This is a genomic window from Nocardia pneumoniae NBRC 100136, from assembly GCF_000308755.1.
Classification (GTDB): domain Bacteria; phylum Actinomycetota; class Actinomycetes; order Mycobacteriales; family Mycobacteriaceae; genus Nocardia; species Nocardia pneumoniae.
Map to the genome: position 1 here is coordinate 26,642 of NZ_BAGF01000013.1, position 18,358 is coordinate 44,999.

Genomic DNA, 18,358 nt, shown 5'->3' on the forward strand with positions numbered 1-18,358 from the left:
CTCGCGGGAGTCATGACCGGTCTCGGCGCGTCCAGTGCGACAGCTGACCCGATCATCGATTCGAAGACGCTGCTGGCCAACCCGGTCGCCCCGGACGGTTCGCGTATCACCAAGGCCGAGTACAAGGACGCGCGCAGCATCCGGCTGTACGTCTACTCGGCGGCGATGGACGAGAAGGTCATCATCGACGTCCAGCGCCCGGCCGACGCGTCCGTGCCGCGTCCCACGCTGTACCTGCTCAACGGCGCGGGCGGCGGCGAGGACGACGCCTCCTGGCAGGCGAGGACCGACGCGCTGCAATTCCTGTCGGACAAGAATGTCAACGTGATCCAGCCGATCGGCGGCAAGTGGAGCTACTACACCGACTGGATCAAGGACGACCCGGTACTGGGCCGCAACAAGTGGAAGACCTTCTTCACCGAGGAGCTGCCCCCGCTGATCGATGGCGCGCTCGGCACCAACGGCGTGAACGCCATCGCGGGCCTGTCCACCTCGGGCACCACGGTGCTCGCGCTGCCGATCGCCAAGCCGGGCCTGTACAAGGCGGCCGCGGCCTACAGCGGCTGCGCGCAGACCAGTGACCCGGTCGGTTCGCGATTCGTGAAGCTGACCGTGGAGACCTGGGGCGGCGGCAACACCGAGAACATGTGGGGTCCCGAGGGCGGGCCGGAGTGGGTGGCCAACGACCCGTACGTGCACGCCGAGGGGCTGCGCGGGCTCGACCTCTACATCTCCACCGGCAACGGCCTGCCCGGCGAGCACGACACGCTCAACGGCCAGTACGCCCTCCCCGGCCCCTACGGTCTGGCCAACCAGATCATCATCGGCGGCGTGATCGAGGCGGGCACCAACTACTGCACGCACAACCTGAAGACCAAGCTGGACCAGCTGGGTATCCCGGCCACCTACAACTTCCGCGACTCGGGCACCCACTCGTGGGGTTACTGGCGCGACGAGTTCCAGCGTTCGTGGCCGGTGCTCCAGCGCGGCCTCGGCATCTGAGCCGCTGACCCGATCGGGATCACCCGTCGCCAACCACGCCGACCGCCTGGTTGCCCACCTTAGGCAACCAGGCGGTCGGCTGTTTCAGACCCAGTTCTCGATCCAGTACTTCCAGATCCGCGGCGCGTAGGCGTCCAGGGGCGGGACCTTGATGTCGCTGCCCGCGAGCGCCGCGCTGGTGTGGCGGCAGTCGAACCAGCAGGTGAATTCGCTGTGCTCCAGGACATCCAGCGGAACGCCGACACGGGGCAGCAGCCAGTTGGCGCCGGGGACGCGCAGCATCATGTCGAGGGTGCGTTTGGGCATCACCTCCACCAGGTGCGGCGCGCCCGCCTCGTCGGCGAACAGGTTGAGTGCCTCGACCGCGCTCTGCCTGCGCGGGTCCACCAGGTGGTAGGTGATCTTGTCCGAGCCGGGCTGGTGCGCGATGTGGTCCAGGGCACGCGCGACGAAATCGACCGGGACCATGTTGGTCTCGCCGAGCTTGGGCACCAGCACCGGCAGCAGCCTGGGCAGTTGTGCGCCCATGCGCAGCAGGCGGAAGAAGTAGTAGGGCCCGTCGATGCGATCGATCTCGCCGGTCCTGGAATGGCCGATCACGATCGACGGACGATAGATGCGCCAGCGCAGCGAGGATTCCCGCACGATCCGCTCGGCTTCGAACTTGGCCCGCTGCATCGGCGTTGCCAGCGACTGACCGCGGTCGAACATGTCCTCGGTGAACAGGCCCTCGCTGGACCCGGCCACCTCCACGGTCGAAACATGATGCAGCAGCTCGGCGTTCAGCTCCTCGGCGACGTCGACCAGATGCCGGGTCCCGCCGCCGCGCTCGGTCAGGTCGTAGCTGGCCGCCAAGTGGAAGACGTGCTCGATGCCGCCGCGATGCCGCGCCAGCCACGTCGGGTCGATGCCGAGCCCGGGGGCGCCGAGATCGCCGCGCACCATGCGGACGCGATCGCCGCCCGCCCATTCCTGTGCGCAGCAGGCGAACCGGTCGGCCGAGGCGTCGCCCGGCCGGACCAGTACATGGATGTCACCCTCGCGTTTCAGCAGCTCGGGGATGAGGAACCGACCGATGAACCCAGTTGCCCCGGTAACCAGGTAAGTCATAGCCGATGAACATAGTCGCCTGTCGCCGGGTTCCTCGCGGCGGGCCGATCAGTCGGCGAAGACGGGCTTGCGCTTGGTGAGCATCGCCGTGGCGCCCTCGACGAAATCCGCAGACCGCAACAACTCGGTCTGCCCGGCCTTTTCGGCGGCCAGCGCCGCGTCCAGCGAGGTCAGCGTGGCCTGGTTCAGCGCCTGCTTGGTGAGTTCCAGCGCGCGGCGCGGTCCCGAAGCGATCTTCGCGACGGCTTGCGCGACCGCGTCGTCGAGTTCGTCATCGGGGACGACCGCCGTGAACAATCCGGCCGCCTTCGCGGCAGGAGCGGGCAGCCGCTCGCCGAGCAGCGCCATCCGCGCGGCGAGCGGGCGGCCCGCCGCCGCGGCGACCAGCGCGGCCGCACCGCCGTCGGGCATCAAGCCGATGTTGATGAAAGCCAGCAGCAGGTAGGAATCCTCGCTGGCATAGACGAGGTCGGCGGCCAGCGCGATGCCGACGCCGACGCCCGCGGCGGCGCCCCGGATGCGCGCGATCACCGGGACCGGCGCGTCGACGATGGCGCGGACCAGCCGGTTCGCCGCGTCCATCACCATGTCGGAGGTGATGCCGCGGCGCGCCTCGTCGGCGCTGGCCGACAGGTCGGCGCCGGTGCAGAAATCCCCGCCCTCACCGGTCAGGACGACCACGCGCACCGCGCGGTCCTCGGCCGCGGCGTGGAAGGCGTCCCCGAGCGCGACCATCGTGTCGTAGTCGATGGCGTTCTTGCGCTTCGGCTTGGTGATCGTGACCCGGAGCACCTTGCCGTCCTTGACCGCGGTGAACCCAGCCGCGGCCACCGGCACGTCGGCGGCATCCACGGAATCGGTGTTGCTCATGTTCGCTCCTACGCTGGAATTCGGCGGCTGCCGGGCCATGAATACTGGTTAACTTTGCGAATTGTGGTTAACTTAGGTTCCATTGTCGGGCGCTGTCAACCAGCGCCGCCGGAGAACGGAGAGGTGCATGGTCGCGGATCGCAGCGAGATCGGTCTCGCTCCCGCGCGGCCCGACCCGGGAAGCCGGGCGGGTGCGGAGGGCGCACCGCGGGTGCGGCGCCGCCCCAAGGACCGCAAGGTGCAGATCATCCGCGCCGCCGCGCGAGCGTTCAGCGAACGCGGGTACTACCCGGTGGGTGTGGACGAGATCGCCGCGGAGGTCGGGATCTCCGGTCCCGCGCTGTATCGGCATTTCACGAACAAATACGCGCTGTTGGTGGCGGCCGCCGAGGAGGGCGCACGGCATCTGCTGACCGTCGCCCGATCCGCCGACGACGCACGTCTCGACCCAGCGCAGCGCCTGGACGCCCTGATCCGCGCGATCAGCGAGCACACCATCGAGATCCGCCGCGAAGCCGGGCTCTACCGCTGGGAACGGCGTTACCTCGAACGCGACGACCGCGTTCGGATCAAGCAGATCTACGACGACCTGAACAACACCCTCGCCGCGCCGATCGCACTGCTGCGGCCCACCGCGCCGCCCGCGGATGTGGCGATGCTGGCCGCGGGTGTGCTGAGCGCGATAGCGAGCATCGCGGCGCACCGCACCGCGCTGTCGAGTGCCAGACTGCTTCCCCTGCTGCACGAGATGGCCTGGGCCGTCCTGCGGACCGAACTGCCTGCCGCCCCGGCCGAGCCCGACCCTGGTTCCCCGGTCCGCGGCATCCCGGTGACCTCGAAGCGGGAACAGCTGCTCACCGAGGCGATCCGGATCTTCGGCAGGCAGGGCTACCACGAGGCGAGCATCGAGGAGATCGGCGCCGCCGTCGGGATCAACGCCTCCAGCGTGTACCGGTACTTCGCGAGCAAGTCCGACTTGCTCGCCGCGGCTTTCTACCGCACCGGCGACCGGCTGGCCATCGCGATCACCGAGGCGCTGGCCGAGGCGACCAGCCGGGAGGACGCGGCCCGGCGCCTGGCCGACCGCTACGCCAAGCTCAGCTTCGCCATGCCCGAGATCATGCCGGTCTACTACGCCGAATTCAGCAACCTGCCGCAGTCCGAACAGCACAAGCTGCGCGCCATCCAGCGCCAGAACGTGCTGGAGTGGGCCAACCTGCTCGACGGCGACCCGGTGGAGGCGCGCTTCCGCGTGCACGCCGCGATCGGCCAGGTGATCGACGTGGGCATGCTGATCCGATTCGATGCCCGCCCAGCGCAACTCGCGCGCGTCACGGCGCTGATGGACGCGGTGCTGCTCGGCTGAGCCCGCGGCTCAGGTGCGTGCGTGCCGGATCCGGAAGATCGTTCGGGCCAGCCGCAGGTGGCGCGGGTGCCGGTCGAACGTGGACAGGTTCACCGGCGCCTGGTATCGCTTCCGCGCGATGGCCAGTGTCCTGCTGAACTCGCGCAGGCCCTGGTCGCCGTGGCTGTGGCCCTGCCCGTACTCGCCGACGCCGCCGAAGGGCAACGCCGGGATGCCCGCGTAGGCGGTGGAGGAGTTGATCGTCACCACCCCGACCCGCAGCCGCTCGGCGAACGCCTCGATCTCGTGCACGTCCCGGGTGAACACCGACACCGCGACGTCGGTGCCGACCGCGTTGATCCGTTCGGCGGCGTCGTCCATGCTCGCCACCTTGTTCACGATCAGCACCGGGCCGATGCCCTCGCCGGTGATGGCGCTGCTCTCCTCCGGCACCTCGGCCAGCACGATCGGCTCGATGTAGGGCTCGCGGATCGAGTCCAGCCCGCCGACCACCGCGCGTCCGCCGCGGGCCACCGCGTCGCGCACCTGCCTGCGCACCACGTCGACCTGTGACTCCATGATCATCGGGCCGTAGGACGCCTTGCGGTCCGCGCCCGGCCGCAGCCTGCGAGCCTGGTCGGCGACCAGTTCCAGGAAGCGGTCGTAAACCGACTGGGCGACGTAGGCTCGCTGGATGCCGGTGGCGTTCTGCCCGGCGTTGGCCATCGCGCCGAACACCGCGGCCTCGGCGGCGTCGTCGAGCTTCGCGTCCACGTGCACGACCATGCTGCCCTTGCCGCTGCGCTCGACGACGACCGGCGTCATGGTCCGCGCGCACGCCGCGATGACCTCGCGGGCGCCCGCCTCCGGGCCCGCGTAGGCGATCTTGTCGACCTTGGCCCGGCACAGCGCCGTGCCGGTCGCGCTGTCGCCGGTGACCACCTGCAGCACCGGTTGATTCGGCGCCAGCCGGGCCCAGCTGTCGGCCAGCCACACTCCGACGCCGGTGGTGAGCTCGTGCGGCTTGAAGACCACCGCATTGCCAGCGGCCATCGCGTAGGCGATCGAACCCATCGGAGTGAATACCGGATTGTTCCACGGCCCGAGCACCCCGACCACGCCCAGCGGCAGGTAGCCGACCGAGGCCCGCTGATTGCGGCTCAGCCAGCTGGAACCGATGCGCCGCCGGTCCAGCGCGCGGGCGGCGTTGCGCGCGGCCCAATCCAGGTTCTCCACCGCGAGCATCACCTCGATCGCGGCGTCCACCTCCGGTTTTCCGGTCTCCTCGCACAGCAGGGCGACCAATTCGCCCGAGCGCCGGGCGATATCGCGCTTCCAATCCAGCAGCCAGCGCCTGCGAGTGCTGAATCCCAGCTCGGCCCACCACTTTTCGGCGGCGCGGGCGGTGCGCACGGCGCGGTTCAGTTCACCGCTGCCCATCACGGCATAGTTGCCGACGACCTCGCCGGTGCGCGGATCGTAAGACGTGAGCACGTTCGTTCGGCCCGTTCCTCCCGGACGCGCCGCCACCCATGGCTGCGCGGACTCGGCCATGATCACCTCTCGCAGTGTCGAAACCAGCGTGCGGACCGCTCAGCGGGGCGCAGCCGCGGACGAGTGAGTGTGGTCCCCCACAGTGCAGACTATGGGCAGGTGCGGCGGGCCGACAAGGCTGCGCCCCCAGCACTTGGACGCCCCGGATCGTCCTCACCAGCGTGGATTCCTTGCGTGACGAACTGGGAGCGGGAAATGTGAGTAAGGACACAATTGATGGGCGCCCGAGTGGGCCGCCGCCTCGCCTTCGCTCGGCCCGGCGCGGGCTGTGGACGGACTTCGTCCGGCCGCGCCGCCCAGGTATCCGCGCGAGGCGAAAGCCGCGGCGAGCGGGCCGGTAACATCACGCCGAGCGCGACGGATCACCAATCCGAGCGCAAGCATGCGCTCGGGCGACCTCGTCGCCGCACCGGCCGATAGTGGAGAGTTGATGCCGAGTTCCAACCAAGCAGATTCGCGTGCGGGTGAGCCAGCGGTCCGGGTAGCGGACGTCCGCAAGTCATTCGGCGACGTGCATGCGCTGCAAGGCATCAGCTTCGTCGCCGAACGCGCCTCCGTCCTCGGCATCCTGGGCCCCAACGGCGCGGGCAAGACGACCACGGTCAAGGTCCTCGCCACCCTGTTGCGCCCCGACTCCGGCACCGCCGTGGTCGCCGGGCACGACGTGCTGAAGGACCCGGCCGGTGTGCGCCGGTCGATCATGATGACCGGGCAGTACGCGGCGCTGGACGAGAACCTCTCCGGCCGGGAGAACCTGGAGTTGTTCGGCAGGCTGATGGGCCTCGGCACGCGCGCGGCCCGCAAGCGCGCCGACACGCTGCTCGAGGAATTCGATCTGGTGAGCGCGGGCCGCCGTGCGGTGCGCCACTATTCGGGCGGCATGCGCCGCCGCGTCGACATCGCCTGCGGTCTGGTCGTGCGGCCCGAGGTGGTGTTCCTCGACGAGCCGACCACCGGCCTCGACCCGCGCAGCCGCCAGGGCGTCTGGGATCTGGTGACCGGGCTGAAGGAGCAGGGCATCACCGTGTTGCTCACCACGCAGTACCTCGAGGAAGCCGACGTGCTCAGCGACAACATCATCGTGATCGACAAGGGCACGGTGATCGCCGAGGGCACCGCCGACGAACTCAAGGAGAAGACCGGCGGCAGCTACTGCGAGGTGGTCCCGCTGGATCCGACCAAGCTGCGCACCGCCGCGTACGCGCTCGGCGACCTGGTGCCGCCCGCGGTCATGGCCGACCTGAACGGCGGCGATCGGCTGTCCATCCCGGCGCCCGAGGGCGCGGTGACCCTGACCGAGGCGTTGCGCAGGCTCGACAGCGCGGGCGTGGAGCTGGCCGACATCGCGTTGCGCCGCCCCTCGCTCGATGACGTGTTCCTGTCCATCACCGGCCACTCGGGCGGTCACGCGTGACCGCTGCGACCGCTCCGGAGAGCACACCGGCCGCGGCGATGCTGTTCGCCGACCTGCCCGCGGCGCGGCCCTCGGCCTTCGCGCAGTGGCGCGCGCTGACCGGCCGCATCGTGCGCACCATGGCGACCAAAGGCGAGCTGATCGCCGCGGTGATCACGCCGCTGGTCTTCACCGTCGGGTTCTACCTGCCGCTGCGCTACGTGATGAAGTTCCAGGGCATCGACTACGCGCAGTACGTCATGCCGATCATCGTGCTGCAGACCATGGCCTTCACCATGATGTCGAACGCGCAGGTGGCCGCGTTCGAGGCGATGACCGGGCTGAGCACCCGATTGCAGACCATGCCGATCGGCACACTGGTGCCGTTCTCCGCGCGCATCAGCGCCGGGCTGGTCCGGTCGGTCACCTCGCTCACCGCGGCGGTGATCTTCGGGCACGTCATCGGGTTCCGCTTTGTCGCCGGTTTCGGCCAGGCGGCGCTGTTCTGCGGCTTCTCCCTCGCCATCGGCACGGTGTTGGCGATCGGCGCCGACGCGCTCGGCAGCCTGACCAAGAGCCCGGAGTCGCTGAGCCAGGCCCTGACCCTGCCGACGCTGATCTTCGGCATGCTCTCCTGCGGGTTCGTGCCCGAACGCAGCTTCCCGGAGTGGATTCGTCCGTTCGTGCGCAACCAGCCGATCTCCCAGTTCTCCTTCGCCCTGCGCGATATGGCGGCGGACGGCGTGACCTGGCAGGTGTTGTGGGTTCCGCTGGTGTGGGTGATCGGGCTCGCGGCGGCGTTCGTTCCGTTGGCGATCTGGGCGAGTGTGAGGCGGTCATGAGTTCCGTGCAGAGGACCGTGGTGCCCGCGGGCGACGCCGAGCGGCTCGGCCCGTCGGCGCTGCCCGAAGTGCCCGCGCGCCGGGAGGGGTCGGTCCGCAGCTGGGCCACGCACAGCCTGATCCAGTGCAAGCGACTGCTGCTGGTGTGGGCGCGCGATCCGGCGACGACGATCCAGACGCTGCTGTATCCGGCACTCACCCTGCTGATGTTCCGCATCGTGCTCGGCGACCCGGTCACCCAGTTCAGCGGCCAGCCGAGCGTCTACGGCACCGTTCCGCTGATCACGCTCGTCGCGGCCATGTCCGGCGCGGTGGTCAGCGCGCTCGGCTTCAAGATGGAGAAGCTCACGGGGCTGCTCGGCCGGTTCTGGACCATGCCGGTCCATCGCGCGGCTGGCTTGACCGGTCGGTTGCTCGCCGAGGCGATCCGGGTGCTGGTCACCACGCTGTTCGTGATCGCGGTCGGCTTCACCATCGGCTTCCGCTTCGATCAGGGACCGCTGGCGGCGTTGGCACTGATCGGCATTCCGGTGCTGTTCGGTGTGGCGTTCGCCGTGCTGGTCACTGCGGTGGCGACGGTGTCGGAGGGCGTGATGCTGGTGAACACGATCGGCCTGATCAGCACCCTGATGATGTTCTTCAACTCCGGGTTCGCTCCGACGTACGCCTACCCGATATGGTTGCAAAGCGTGGTCGGCAATCAGCCGATGACCTGCGCCATCGACGCCATGCGCGGCCTGTCTTATGGCGGCCCGGTGGCCGAACCGCTGCTGAAGACACTTGCCTGGACCCTCGGCATCATCGCCGTCTTCGGCTATCCGGCTATCCGTGGCTACCGCCGCGCCGCCGAAACCGGCGCTTGATTCGCCAGAAACCACGTGAGGGCGGGCACGCAGCCCGCCCTCACGTGGTTCACATCCGACCTAACGCAGGTCGGCTACGTGCCCGTCATATTGGCCGCCGACGCATATGGCCCACACGACCCCGTCCCTCTGGACGTGGCCTCCGCCTGCCTCGCACTGGGCGGGCGTGACGGGCCGATCGGCGTCCTGCGGATGTGCCTGGGCGAGCGGTGCCGATATCACACCGGCAATTCCCGTGGCGGCGAGGACCGCCACGAAAACCGATGGAACCTTACGCGAGCGTGTCAAGATTACCCCCCTGTTTGTCGGGTCATTCAATGACCTTGCCCTCCAAGTCCTTTGGACTTACATGAGGCAAATCAGACGTTAATGGACGACCGTTGTCGACGCAATGGAGATCGGTGGCCGCGGATCACCGCACCGGGGCGACCGGGGTTTCGGTGAACTCGTAGCCGAGCCAGCGATTCCGGTTGGTCCAGCCCACCAGGTCATAGCGCCAGTGGAACGGCCAGGTGTGCGCGACCGTGTTGAACAGCACGGCCCCGAGGGCGGTGTAGTCGTCATGCGCGGACAGCAAAGCGCGCTGGCCGCGCGGGGAGGCGCTGAAGAAGGCGTCGAACATGGCGATGGACTGTTCGGTGGTGAGTCTGCCCAGGCCGTAGAGGCCGCGCATGCGCATCCAATACACCAGTCGGGCCCGCGGCGGCCACAGTGCGGCGATCGGGTCACGGCCCTGGCGCAGCGCGGTGATCGCGGTGTCGGCCAGCGCCAGTGAGTCGGCCACGCTGTAGCCGGTGCACGGGTGCATCATGCCGCCGCGCGAACCGAACGGAATCGCCCTGGCCTCGCCTTTTCGCGGCGGCGGCTGGTCGAGCGGATAGTGCGCCGCCTCGTTGGGTTCGCCGCCGGAGAGCCGGATGCCGTGCGCGGCGAGGCGGTGGAGCGTGCGCTTGCGCAGTTCGTGCTGCGGCATGCCGCCGCGCAGGCCGAGACTGGTCTCCTCGAAGATCACCGTGCCGTCGCCGAGCGGCACCGCGTAGAGGAACGACGGCGGCTCGCCGGGGCCGGCGCCGTTCTCCGGCCGCCAGTCCAGCAGCAGACCCTCGCCATCGGAGATCATCGGCGCGGCCGTCTCGGCGTCGACGAAGATCCCGTGCGCGCTCGCCGCCCTGCGACGTCCGAGCGAGGGCAGCCCGCGGGTGTCGAATACCGCTGCCGCGGTGTGCACGGTGCCGTCGGTGAGCTCCACCTCATACGCGTCTACCCGGGTGGCGCGGCCCGCGATGACGGTGGCGTCGTCGAGCGGGAGCGCCGCGCGCAGACCGGGTTTGGACAGCACGCAGTAGGGCCGGTCGATCCGATGCTCGGTTTTCGTCCAAACCGTTGGCGCCGGGATCGTGGTCGCGATGGCGCTGGACGGCAGCCAATCCGGCAGTTCGTCCACCCAGCAGGAGAAGGTCGGCGGCCATATGCGGTCGGGGCGTGGGTCGATCGCGGTCACCGACAGTCCGGCCCGCAGTGCGCGGTGCGCGAGTGCCCGCCCGGCCGGGCCGAGTCCGACCACGCACACATCGACTTCCCGGACCGCGCTGACACCCATAGGGGCATTCAATCCGCTGGGCCGACGCGAGCGCAACTATTCCGATGACGCGAGCCCAAGGAATTCGGGTCTCGCGATATCCGTCACATAACGGTGTGTGTCCCGGTGCGCGAATTACATTTCGCGCGTGCCCCCAGAATCAGTGGCCCAGCAACTTCAGTCATGAAATGCGTTGCGGCACACCATAGCCTGAGCTCGGAACGCGAGGCGTTCCGGGATTCTGGATAAGGGGCATGATGAGAAGAAGCCACCTCCGCTGGCTCGTGTTGTTCGCCGCCATTGTCGGCGCGGCCGCGTCGGCGGTCGTACCGGCGCAGGTGAACGCGGCACCCGCGGGGTCTTCTATCGTTTCCGTGCAGGAGCACAGCGCTCGCACTCTGACCTTGACGGTGCATTCCGCCGCCATGGATCTCGACATTCCGGTCGAGGTGCAGCGTGCCGCGGATACCAGTGCGCCGCGCCCGGTGCTGTACCTGCTGCTCGGCGCGGGGGGCGGCAGTGACGGGTCCACTTGGGCCACGAAAACCGATGCGATGCAATTCCTGTCGGACAAGAACGTGCACGCGGTCACGCCGATCGGCGGGATGTTCAGCTATTACGCGGATTGGCAGAAGGACGACCCGAGGCTCGGGCGCCAGAAATGGAAGACGTTCCTCAGCAGCGAACTGCCGCCGCTGATCAACGCGTATCTGGGAACCAGCGGCCGCAACGCGGTCGCGGGCTTCTCGATGTCGGGTACCACGACGCTCGCGCTCGCCGCGACCACCGGTGACCTGTTCTCCAGCGTCGCGGCCTACAGCGGTTGCGCGCAGACCAGCGACCCGGTGGGTCGCGAGTTCATCCGGCTCACCGTCGAGGAATGGGGATGGGCGGAGATGGACAACATGTGGGGCCCCGCGGACGACCCGCAGTGGCGGGCCAACGATCCGTACGTGCAAGCGGAGGGGCTGCGCGGAAAATCGATCTACATCTCCAGCGGAAATGGGCTTCCCGGGGTCTACGACGTGTACGGCGGAAAATACTCGCTGCCCGGGGCGTGGGGTTTCTCGAATCAGATCGTGCTCGGCGGGGTCATCGAGGCGGCGACCAATTATTGCTCGCAGAATATGAAGGCCCGGCTGGACAGCCTGGGAATACCCGCGCGCTACAACTTCCGTCCGGAAGGCACCCACACCTGGGGCTACTGGGAAGACGCGTTGAAAGACTCGTGGCCCACGCTGGCCGCCCCGCTGGGAATCTGATCCCGGGACGTCGAGATGACTGTTCGCTCGTACGCCGCGCGGATCGCCGGTCTGCTGGTCGCCGCCGCCTGCGCAGCGGTGCTGCACATGCCGAACGCGGTCGCCGCGCCGCAGCTGCCAGCGCTGGACGGCGCCAACGATTGGTCCTGCCGTCCCACGCCCGCACGGCCCGAGCCGGTGGTGCTGTTGCACGGGTCGGGCACCGATGCCGTCCGCAGCTTCCCCTTGCTCGCGCCCGCATTGCGGGCTGAGGGGCACTGCGTGTTCGCCGCGAATCTCGGCGCCGCGCCGGGCGTGGTCGACGCGGTGAGCGGCCAGACCGGTTCCAGCTCGCCCGGCATGGGGCCGATCGGCGCCGCCCTGCTGGGGCGCGTGGTCTACGGCGTGGCCGACATCGACCGAATGGCCGCGGAACTCGCCGATGTGGTGGAAGCGGTACGGACCGCGACCGGGGCGAGCCGGGTGGCGCTGGTCGGGCATTCCACCGGCGGCACCGTGATCAGGCAATACCTGCGCGCTCGCGGCGCGGACGCGGTATCGCAGGTGGTGACCATGGGAACGCCCTATCGCGGTTCGACCTGGGCCGGGTTGCGCGGCAGCTACCCGGACCTGGCCTCGCTCGGCCTGGGCAACGCGCAGATCGCCGCCCAGGTCTACGGAACTCCGGGACAGCAGCAGGTGGTCGGGTCACCGCTGCTGAACCGGCTGAACGCGGGAGGCGAGACCGTGCCCGGTCTCCGGTACACGGCCATCGCCTCCCGCGCCGACGAAGTGATCACCCCGCAGGACACCGCCCTGCTCGCCGCCCCCGCCGAAGGCGACCGCAACGTGTGGCTCCAGGACGGCTGCCCCGGCAACACCGCCGACCACAGCGGATTGCTGTCCGACCCGCGTACCGCCGCGGCCGTTCTCTCGGCACTCGCAGGAGACTCCCGCTCCCTGCCCTGTTGATTTGCGGCGCCGCGAACAGACAATGCTCAGTCTCGCTGCGCTCGAAAGCGGGGGCGGGGCCGTGTGGTTGCGTCGGTGGCGAACTGCCCTTACCCGATCGGCGGCCGTCACGTCTATTTGGGCGTGACCCAGGTGGTGATGTCGGCGTGCACGACCTCCACGTCGTGCTTGTCGTAGATCGACACCGGCACCACCAGTTCGCGTCCATCGGTGCAGGTCGCGAAGTCGGGTACCTCGGTCAGCTTCGCGACGGCGCGCAGACCGGTCTCGGCCTTGGCCAGGTACTGCACGTTCATCGCCTTCGGAATCCACCGGTGTGTCGCGGGAACGGTAGCCTCGCTGAGCATCCCCATCGCGACCTCGGCCAAGTTGCACGCCGCGATGGCGTGGAACGTGCCCAGATGGTTGTGGATGCCGAACCATTTCGGCGAGGTCACCTCGCACAGCCCCGGTTCGAGCCGGACGACGTTCGGCAGCACCGTGCCGAAGTACGGCACCCTGGCCACCATCCCCAGGGAGAACAGGGCGTGGCCCAGCCGGTTGTCCGGCAGCTTCTTCCAGCCGCGATAGGTGGCGGTCTCGTTCGTCATGGGCGGTATCTTACTCAGAAGTAAGTTCTCCGTCGGCACCTGATTTGAAGTGTCGATGGGGCGTCGGGCATACTGTTCGGGTTGCCCTGCACCGGGCCGTGTCCGTTTCCCTGGGAAACGGGTGGCTGGGCGGGGCGAGCAGTACCCCATCGTGTACCTCGCCGGGTTTCTGGCGTGGGTACGTCCGGGACAGTGTTCCAGGCCTGAGATACGTTGCGATCCGGAGCCGAGGAATGAGCGGACGGGCGACACGCCCGACCGCGTGGACCGGAGAACCATGACAGATGAACAGCGGCGAGGATCGGGCATGCCCGGTCGCGGTCTCGACTGTGTCGGATCTAGCCCGACTGGGGGCCCTGCGTGGTTACGCAGGCTGCCTCCTCCGGGCCTGACCCACTCGGGCTGGGACGTCTTCGTGTGTTCGGGCTGTGCAAATTGAGGGTGGTCCAGATGGCTGGTGTAGCCGGCTTCCGGACCACGAAGGAAAGCGGAGAAAAGGACACTTAGCGTGGCGGGACAAAAGATCCGCATCAGGCTCAAGGCCTATGACCACGAGGCGATCGACGCATCGGCGCGCAAGATCGTGGAGACGGTGACCCGCACCGGGGCACGCGTCGTCGGCCCGGTGCCGTTGCCGACCGAGAAGAACGTGTACTGCGTCATCCGTTCGCCGCACAAGTACAAGGACTCGCGCGAGCACTTCGAGATGCGCACGCACAAGCGGCTTATCGACATCCTCGACCCGACGCCGAAGACGGTGGACGCGCTCATGCGCATCGACCTGCCGGCCAGCGTCGACGTCAACATTCAGTGACGGGGACTCGAGAAATGACTGACAACAAGAACCGGCCGGCCGCCGGCATCCTGGGCACCAAGCTCGGCATGACCCAGGTCTTCGACGACAACAACCGCGTCGTTCCCGTGACCGTCATCAAGGCGGGGCCGAACGTCGTCACCCAGATCCGCACCGTGGAGCGCGACGGCTACAGCGCCGTCCAGGTCGCCTTCGGCGCCATCGACCCGCGCAAGGTGAACAAGCCGGTCTCCGGCCAGTTCGCCAAGGCAGGTGTCACTCCGCGCCGCCACATCGCCGAGATCCGGGTCGCGGACGCGTCCACCTTCGAGGTCGGCCAGGAGATCAACGCCGACGTGTTCGAAGAGGGCAGCTACGTCGACGTCACCGGCACCAGCAAGGGCAAGGGCTTCGCCGGCACCATGAAGCGCCACGGCTTCCGTGGTCAGGGCGCCTCGCACGGTGCGCAGGCGGTGCACCGCCGCCCTGGTTCGATCGGTGGTTGCGCCACCCCCGGCCGCGTGTTCAAGGGCATGCGCATGTCGGGCCGGATGGGTAACGACCGGGTCACCACGCAGAACCTGTCGGTGCACAAGGTGGACGCCGAGAACGGTCTGCTGCTGATCAAGGGAGCGATCCCGGGTCGCAAGGGCGGCGTCGTGATCGTCAAGAGCGCCGTGAAGGGTGGTGCGCACGCATGACCAGCCTCGAGAAGAAGGCCAACCTCACGCTGCCGGTCAAGGAGATCGGCGGCAAGACCAACGGCACCGTCGACCTCCCCGCGGAGATCTTCGACGTGACCGCCAACATCGCGCTGATGCACCAGGTCGTCGTGGCCCAGCAGGCCGCGGCCCGCCAGGGCACCCACGCGACCAAGACCCGCGGCCAGGTGCGCGGTGGCGGCAAGAAGCCCTACCGGCAGAAGGGCACCGGTCGCGCCCGCCAGGGTTCGACCCGCGCGCCGCAGTTCACCGGCGGTGGCACCGTGCACGGCCCGCAGCCGCGCGACTACAGCCAGCGCCTGCCCAAGAAGATGAAGGCCGCCGCCCTGCGTGGCGCCCTGTCCGACCGGGCCCGCAACGAGCGCATCCACGTGATCACCGAACTGGTGGCCGGCCAGACCCCGTCCACCAAGACCGCCAAGACCTTCCTGTCCGAGCTGTCGGACCGCAAGAAGTTCCTGGTCGTGGTCGGCCGCGAGGACGTCGCCGCGTGGAAGAGCGTGGCGAACCTGGAGAACGTGCACCCGATCGCTCCGGACCAGCTCAACACCTACGACGTGCTCAACAGCGACGACGTGGTGTTCAGCGTCGAGGCGCTCAACGCGTTCGTGCACGGCCCGGCCGAGGCTGCACAGGAGGAGAGCAAGTGACCACCATCGCCGACCCCCGCGACATTCTGCTGGCGCCGGTCATCTCCGAGAAGTCCTACGGACTGATCGAGGAAGGCACCTACACCTTCCTGGTGCACCCGGACTCCAACAAGACGCAGATCAAGATCGCCGTGGAGAAGGTCTTCGGTGTGAAGGTGACCAGCGTCAACACCGCCAACCGTCAGGGCAAGCGCAAGCGGACCCGCTTCGGTTACGGCAAGCGCAAGAACACCAAGCGCGCGCTCGTGACCATCTCGGCCGACAGCAAGCCCATCGAGATCTTCGGAGGCCCGGTCGCGTAAGCGCCCGGGATTCCAGAAAGCAGAGAAGAACTCATGGCAATCCGTAAGTACAAGCCGACAACGCCGGGCCGTCGTGGCGCCAGCGTCTCGGACTTCGCCGAGATCACCCGGTCGACCCCGGAGAAGTCGCTGCTGCGCCCGCTGTCCAAGTCCGGCGGCCGCAACGCCCACGGCCGGATCACCACCCGCCACCGCGGCGGCGGTCACAAGCGTGCCTACCGTCTGATCGACTTCCGTCGCCTGGACAAGGACGGCATCCCGGCCAAGGTCGCGCACATCGAGTACGACCCGAACCGGACCGCGAACATCGCGCTGCTGCACTACGTGGACGGCGAGAAGCGCTACATCATCGCCCCCAAGGGCGTGTCGCAGGGCACCCGCATCGAGTCCGGCCCGACGGCCGACATCAAGCCGGGCAACAACCTGCCGCTGCGCAACATCCCGACCGGTACCACCATCCACGCGGTGGAGCTGCGTCCGGGCGGCGGCGCCAAGCTGGCCCGCTCGGCCGGTATGAGCATCCAGCTGCTCGGTAAGGAAGGCCCCTACGCCACGCTGCGTATGCCCTCCGGCGAGATCCGCCGCGTCGACGTGCGCTGCCGCGCCACCGTCGGCGAGGTCGGCAACGCCGAGCAGTCGAACATCAACTGGGGCAAGGCCGGCCGCATGCGCTGGAAGGGTCGCCGCCCCACGGTCCGTGGTGTCGTCATGAACCCGGTCGACCACCCGCATGGTGGTGGTGAGGGCAAGACCTCCGGTGGTCGCCACCCGGTCTCGCCGTGGGGTCAGCCGGAAGGCCGCACCCGCAAGCCCAACCGTCCGAGCGACAAGCTCATCGTCCGCCGCCGCAAGACCGGCAAGAAGCGCTGAAGGAGGAGGTAAGAAATGCCACGCAGCCTCAAGAAAGGCCCGTTTGTCGACGACCACCTCCTCAAGAAGGTGGACGTGCAGAACGAGAAGGGCACCAAGCAGGTCATCAAGACCTGGTCGCGTCGTTCGACCATCATCCCCGATTTCATCGGGCACACCTTCGCCGTCCACGACGGCCGCAAGCACGTGCCGGTGTTCGTCTCGGAGTCCATGGTCGGGCACAAGCTCGGTGAGTTCGCGCCGACCAGGACGTTCAAGAGCCACGTCAAGGAAGACCGGAAGAGCAAGCGGCGATGACGACTGAGACTCAGAACCCGACTGCGCGCGCGACCGCCAAGTACGTTCGCGTCACCCCGATGAAGGCACGCCGTGTCGTGGACCTGGTCCGCGGCAAGCGCGTCGAGGACGCCCTCGCCCTGCTGAAGTTCGCGCCCCAGGCCGCGAGCGAGCCGGTCGCCAAGGTCGTCGCCAGCGCCGCGGCCAACGCCGAGAACAACCTCGGCCTGAACCCGGCCACGCTGGTCATCTCGACGGCCTACGTCGACGAGGGCGCCACCATGAAGCGGTTCCAGCCCCGTGCCCAGGGCCGTGCGTTCCGCATCCGCAAGCGCACCAGCCACATCACCATCGAGGTCGAGAGCATCCCCACCGCCGGTGGATCCACTCGTAACCGCCGGAAGGGAGGGGCAAAGTAAATGGGACAGAAGATCAACCCCCACGGCTTCCGCCTCGGTATCACCACCGACTGGAAGTCGCGTTGGTACGCGGACAAGCAGTACGCGGACTACGTGAAGGAAGACGTCGCGATCCGCAAGCTGCTGGCCACCGGCATGGAGCGGGCGGGCATCTCCAAGGTCGAGATCGAGCGCACCCGTGACCGCGTTCGGGTGGACATCCACACCGCGCGTCCCGGCATCGTGATCGGCCGCCGCGGCGCCGAGGCCGACCGCATCCGCGCCGAGCTGGAGAAGCTCACCGGCAAGCAGGTGCAGCTGAACATCCTCGAGGTCAAGAACCCCGAGTCGGATGCGCAGCTGGTCGCCCAGGCCGTCGCGGAGCAGTTGTCCAACCGTGTGGCGTTCCGTCGAGCGATGCGCAAGGCCATCCAGTCGGCCATGCGTTCGCCGAACGTCAAGGGCATCCGGGTGCAGTGCTCCGGCCGCCTCGGCGGCGCGGAAATGTCGCGCTCGGAGTTCTACCGCGAGGGTCGGGTGCCGCTGCACACGCTGCGCGCCGACATCGACTACGGCCTCTACGAGGCCAAGACCACCTTCGGTCGCATCGGCGTGAAGGTCTGGATCTACAAGGGCGACATCGTCGGTGGCAAGCGTGAGCTGGCCGCCGCTGCCGCCGCGCCCGAGCGTCCGCGCCGGGAGCGGCCGAGCCGCCCGCGTCGGTCCGGTTCCGCCGGCACCACGGCGACCAGCACCGAGGCCGGGCGCGCCGCCACCGCGGTGGCCGACGCGCCGGCAGAGACACAGGAGGGCTGACGCATGCTGATGCCTCGTAAGGTGAAGCACCGCAAGCAGCATCACCCGGGCCGTTCCGGCATGGCCAAGGGCGGCACCTCGGTGGCGTTCGGCGAGTACGGCATCCAGGCGCTGGAGCCGGGCTACGTCACCAACCGGCAGATCGAGTCGGCGCGTATCGCGATGACTCG

General features: G+C 68.5%; 21 protein-coding genes. 16 read left to right on the plus strand and 5 right to left on the minus strand.

Annotated elements, in window-relative coordinates:
• Nucleotides 1–12: 12 nt before the first annotated feature.
• Nucleotides 13–1,002, plus strand: coding sequence for an alpha/beta hydrolase (locus tag ON34_RS03285; protein ID WP_051022108.1), 990 nt, complete (start codon nucleotides 13–15; stop codon nucleotides 1,000–1,002).
• Nucleotides 1,003–1,086: 84 nt separating this feature from the next.
• Here ON34_RS03285 and ON34_RS03290 read toward each other — a convergent pair whose 3' ends face one another.
• Together ON34_RS03290 and ON34_RS03295 are read right to left on the minus strand one after the other, a co-directional pair.
• Nucleotides 1,087–2,112 carry an SDR family oxidoreductase gene (locus tag ON34_RS03290; protein ID WP_040774052.1) on the minus strand — a complete coding sequence of 342 codons (1,026 nt, stop codon included), beginning with the start codon at nucleotides 2,110–2,112 and terminating at the stop codon, nucleotides 1,087–1,089.
• A gap of 48 nt (nucleotides 2,113–2,160) precedes the next feature.
• Nucleotides 2,161–2,982: an enoyl-CoA hydratase gene (locus ON34_RS03295; protein WP_083889116.1), complete on the minus strand. Its 822-nt coding sequence runs from the start codon at nucleotides 2,980–2,982 to the stop codon at nucleotides 2,161–2,163.
• A 127-nt stretch (nucleotides 2,983–3,109) separates the two neighbouring features.
• On the opposite strand from ON34_RS03295, the gene ON34_RS03300 reads away from it, so the two are divergent.
• Nucleotides 3,110–4,348 carry a TetR/AcrR family transcriptional regulator gene (locus ON34_RS03300; protein ID WP_051022109.1) on the plus strand — a complete coding sequence of 413 codons (1,239 nt, stop codon included), beginning with the start codon at nucleotides 3,110–3,112 and terminating at the stop codon, nucleotides 4,346–4,348.
• 9 nt (nucleotides 4,349–4,357) lie between these two features.
• Here the strand turns inward: ON34_RS03300 and ON34_RS03305 are convergent, their stop codons facing one another.
• Nucleotides 4,358–5,881, minus strand: coding sequence for an aldehyde dehydrogenase family protein (locus ON34_RS03305; RefSeq protein WP_083889117.1), 1,524 nt, complete (start codon nucleotides 5,879–5,881; stop codon nucleotides 4,358–4,360).
• A gap of 430 nt (nucleotides 5,882–6,311) precedes the next feature.
• On the opposite strand from ON34_RS03305, the gene ON34_RS03310 reads away from it, so the two are divergent.
• From ON34_RS03310 to ON34_RS03320, 3 genes are read left to right on the plus strand one after another with little or no spacing between them, the layout of a single operon-like run.
• Nucleotides 6,312–7,295 (plus strand): daunorubicin resistance protein DrrA family ABC transporter ATP-binding protein, encoded by a 984-nt coding sequence (locus ON34_RS03310; protein WP_040774100.1) that lies wholly within the window; start codon nucleotides 6,312–6,314, stop codon nucleotides 7,293–7,295.
• Between the two features lie 38 nt (nucleotides 7,296–7,333).
• Nucleotides 7,334–8,116: an ABC transporter permease gene (locus ON34_RS03315; protein WP_051022110.1), complete on the plus strand. Its 783-nt coding sequence runs from the start codon at nucleotides 7,334–7,336 to the stop codon at nucleotides 8,114–8,116.
• Entirely contained in the window at nucleotides 8,113–8,979 is an 867-nt protein-coding gene (locus ON34_RS03320; RefSeq protein ID WP_040774057.1) for an ABC transporter permease, read from the plus strand. Before ON34_RS03315 ends, ON34_RS03320 begins: the two co-directional genes overlap by 4 nt.
• Nucleotides 8,980–9,391: 412 nt before the next feature.
• Here ON34_RS03320 and ON34_RS03330 read toward each other — a convergent pair whose 3' ends face one another.
• Nucleotides 9,392–10,579 carry a lycopene cyclase family protein gene (locus ON34_RS03330; protein WP_040774061.1) on the minus strand — a complete coding sequence of 396 codons (1,188 nt, stop codon included), beginning with the start codon at nucleotides 10,577–10,579 and terminating at the stop codon, nucleotides 9,392–9,394.
• A gap of 236 nt (nucleotides 10,580–10,815) precedes the next feature.
• Here ON34_RS03330 and ON34_RS03335 point away from each other — a divergent pair, with 236 nt between their 5' ends.
• Both ON34_RS03335 and ON34_RS03340 read left to right on the plus strand, forming a co-directional pair.
• Nucleotides 10,816–11,820 carry an alpha/beta hydrolase gene (locus ON34_RS03335; RefSeq protein WP_040774103.1) on the plus strand — a complete coding sequence of 335 codons (1,005 nt, stop codon included), beginning with the start codon at nucleotides 10,816–10,818 and terminating at the stop codon, nucleotides 11,818–11,820.
• A 15-nt stretch (nucleotides 11,821–11,835) separates the two neighbouring features.
• A complete protein-coding gene (locus ON34_RS03340) occupies nucleotides 11,836–12,771 on the plus strand; it encodes a lipase family alpha/beta hydrolase (protein WP_040774063.1) in 936 nt (311 codons plus the stop codon).
• Nucleotides 12,772–12,884: 113 nt separating this feature from the next.
• Here the strand turns inward: ON34_RS03340 and ON34_RS03345 are convergent, their stop codons facing one another.
• Nucleotides 12,885–13,361 (minus strand): hotdog fold domain-containing protein, encoded by a 477-nt coding sequence (locus tag ON34_RS03345; RefSeq protein ID WP_040774065.1) that lies wholly within the window; start codon nucleotides 13,359–13,361, stop codon nucleotides 12,885–12,887.
• Between the two features lie 508 nt (nucleotides 13,362–13,869).
• Between ON34_RS03345 and rpsJ the strand changes: the two genes are divergently transcribed.
• From rpsJ to rpl16, 9 genes are all read left to right on the plus strand, one after another.
• On the plus strand, nucleotides 13,870–14,175 hold the full coding sequence (gene rpsJ / locus ON34_RS03350; protein WP_003938093.1) for a 30S ribosomal protein S10: 306 nt from the start codon (nucleotides 13,870–13,872) through the stop codon (nucleotides 14,173–14,175).
• A 14-nt stretch (nucleotides 14,176–14,189) separates the two neighbouring features.
• Complete coding sequence (rplC, locus tag ON34_RS03355; RefSeq protein ID WP_040774072.1) at nucleotides 14,190–14,855, plus strand: 50S ribosomal protein L3; 666 nt, start codon at nucleotides 14,190–14,192, stop codon at nucleotides 14,853–14,855.
• Nucleotides 14,852–15,526, plus strand: a complete 675-nt coding sequence (rplD, locus tag ON34_RS03360; protein ID WP_040774075.1) for a 50S ribosomal protein L4 — start codon at nucleotides 14,852–14,854, stop codon at nucleotides 15,524–15,526. The genes rplC and rplD overlap by 4 nt, the downstream gene beginning before the upstream one ends.
• The gene (gene rplW / locus ON34_RS03365) at nucleotides 15,523–15,828 is read left to right on the plus strand and encodes a 50S ribosomal protein L23 (protein ID WP_011207266.1); all 306 of its coding nucleotides are present in this window, start codon (nucleotides 15,523–15,525) and stop codon (nucleotides 15,826–15,828) included. The genes rplD and rplW overlap by 4 nt, the downstream gene beginning before the upstream one ends.
• A gap of 33 nt (nucleotides 15,829–15,861) precedes the next feature.
• On the plus strand, nucleotides 15,862–16,698 hold the full coding sequence (gene rplB / locus ON34_RS03370; RefSeq protein WP_040774076.1) for a 50S ribosomal protein L2: 837 nt from the start codon (nucleotides 15,862–15,864) through the stop codon (nucleotides 16,696–16,698).
• 15 nt (nucleotides 16,699–16,713) lie between these two features.
• Nucleotides 16,714–16,995 (plus strand): 30S ribosomal protein S19, encoded by a 282-nt coding sequence (gene rpsS, locus ON34_RS03375; RefSeq protein WP_040774078.1) that lies wholly within the window; start codon nucleotides 16,714–16,716, stop codon nucleotides 16,993–16,995.
• Nucleotides 16,992–17,393, plus strand: a complete 402-nt coding sequence (rplV, locus tag ON34_RS03380; protein WP_040774082.1) for a 50S ribosomal protein L22 — start codon at nucleotides 16,992–16,994, stop codon at nucleotides 17,391–17,393. The genes rpsS and rplV overlap by 4 nt, the downstream gene beginning before the upstream one ends.
• Nucleotides 17,394–18,188 carry a 30S ribosomal protein S3 gene (rpsC, locus tag ON34_RS03385; RefSeq protein WP_040774085.1) on the plus strand — a complete coding sequence of 265 codons (795 nt, stop codon included), beginning with the start codon at nucleotides 17,394–17,396 and terminating at the stop codon, nucleotides 18,186–18,188. It begins immediately after the preceding gene.
• Between the two features lie 3 nt (nucleotides 18,189–18,191).
• Nucleotides 18,192–18,358, plus strand: a 167-nt coding sequence (gene rpl16 / locus ON34_RS03390; protein ID WP_040774087.1) for a large ribosomal subunit protein uL16, incomplete at its 3' end; no start/stop codon positions are given.

Bases quoted from the DNA above. Each gene is read 5' to 3' on its own strand.
- ON34_RS03340 (WP_040774063.1), top strand. From the start codon at position 11,836: ATGACTGTTCGCTCGTACGCCGCGCGGATCGCCGGTCTGCTGGTCGCC.
- ON34_RS03320 (WP_040774057.1), top strand. From the start codon at position 8,113: ATGAGTTCCGTGCAGAGGACCGTGGTGCCCGCGGGCGACGCCGAGCGG.
- ON34_RS03330 (WP_040774061.1), bottom strand. From the start codon at position 10,579: ATGGGTGTCAGCGCGGTCCGGGAAGTCGATGTGTGCGTGGTCGGACTC.
- rplV (WP_040774082.1), top strand. From the start codon at position 16,992: ATGACGACTGAGACTCAGAACCCGACTGCGCGCGCGACCGCCAAGTAC.
- ON34_RS03295 (WP_083889116.1), bottom strand. From the start codon at position 2,982: ATGAGCAACACCGATTCCGTGGATGCCGCCGACGTGCCGGTGGCCGCG.
- ON34_RS03290 (WP_040774052.1), bottom strand. From the start codon at position 2,112: ATGACTTACCTGGTTACCGGGGCAACTGGGTTCATCGGTCGGTTCCTC.
- rplC (WP_040774072.1), top strand. From the start codon at position 14,190: ATGACTGACAACAAGAACCGGCCGGCCGCCGGCATCCTGGGCACCAAG.
- ON34_RS03310 (WP_040774100.1), top strand. From the start codon at position 6,312: ATGCCGAGTTCCAACCAAGCAGATTCGCGTGCGGGTGAGCCAGCGGTC.
- rpsC (WP_040774085.1), top strand. From the start codon at position 17,394: ATGGGACAGAAGATCAACCCCCACGGCTTCCGCCTCGGTATCACCACC.
- ON34_RS03345 (WP_040774065.1), bottom strand. From the start codon at position 13,361: ATGACGAACGAGACCGCCACCTATCGCGGCTGGAAGAAGCTGCCGGAC.
- ON34_RS03305 (WP_083889117.1), bottom strand. From the start codon at position 5,881: ATGGCCGAGTCCGCGCAGCCATGGGTGGCGGCGCGTCCGGGAGGAACG.
- ON34_RS03335 (WP_040774103.1), top strand. From the start codon at position 10,816: ATGAGAAGAAGCCACCTCCGCTGGCTCGTGTTGTTCGCCGCCATTGTC.
- rplB (WP_040774076.1), top strand. From the start codon at position 15,862: ATGGCAATCCGTAAGTACAAGCCGACAACGCCGGGCCGTCGTGGCGCC.
- ON34_RS03300 (WP_051022109.1), top strand. From the start codon at position 3,110: ATGGTCGCGGATCGCAGCGAGATCGGTCTCGCTCCCGCGCGGCCCGAC.
- ON34_RS03315 (WP_051022110.1), top strand. From the start codon at position 7,334: ATGCTGTTCGCCGACCTGCCCGCGGCGCGGCCCTCGGCCTTCGCGCAG.
- rpsS (WP_040774078.1), top strand. From the start codon at position 16,714: ATGCCACGCAGCCTCAAGAAAGGCCCGTTTGTCGACGACCACCTCCTC.
- ON34_RS03285 (WP_051022108.1), top strand. From the start codon at position 13: ATGACCGGTCTCGGCGCGTCCAGTGCGACAGCTGACCCGATCATCGAT.
- rplD (WP_040774075.1), top strand. From the start codon at position 14,852: ATGACCAGCCTCGAGAAGAAGGCCAACCTCACGCTGCCGGTCAAGGAG.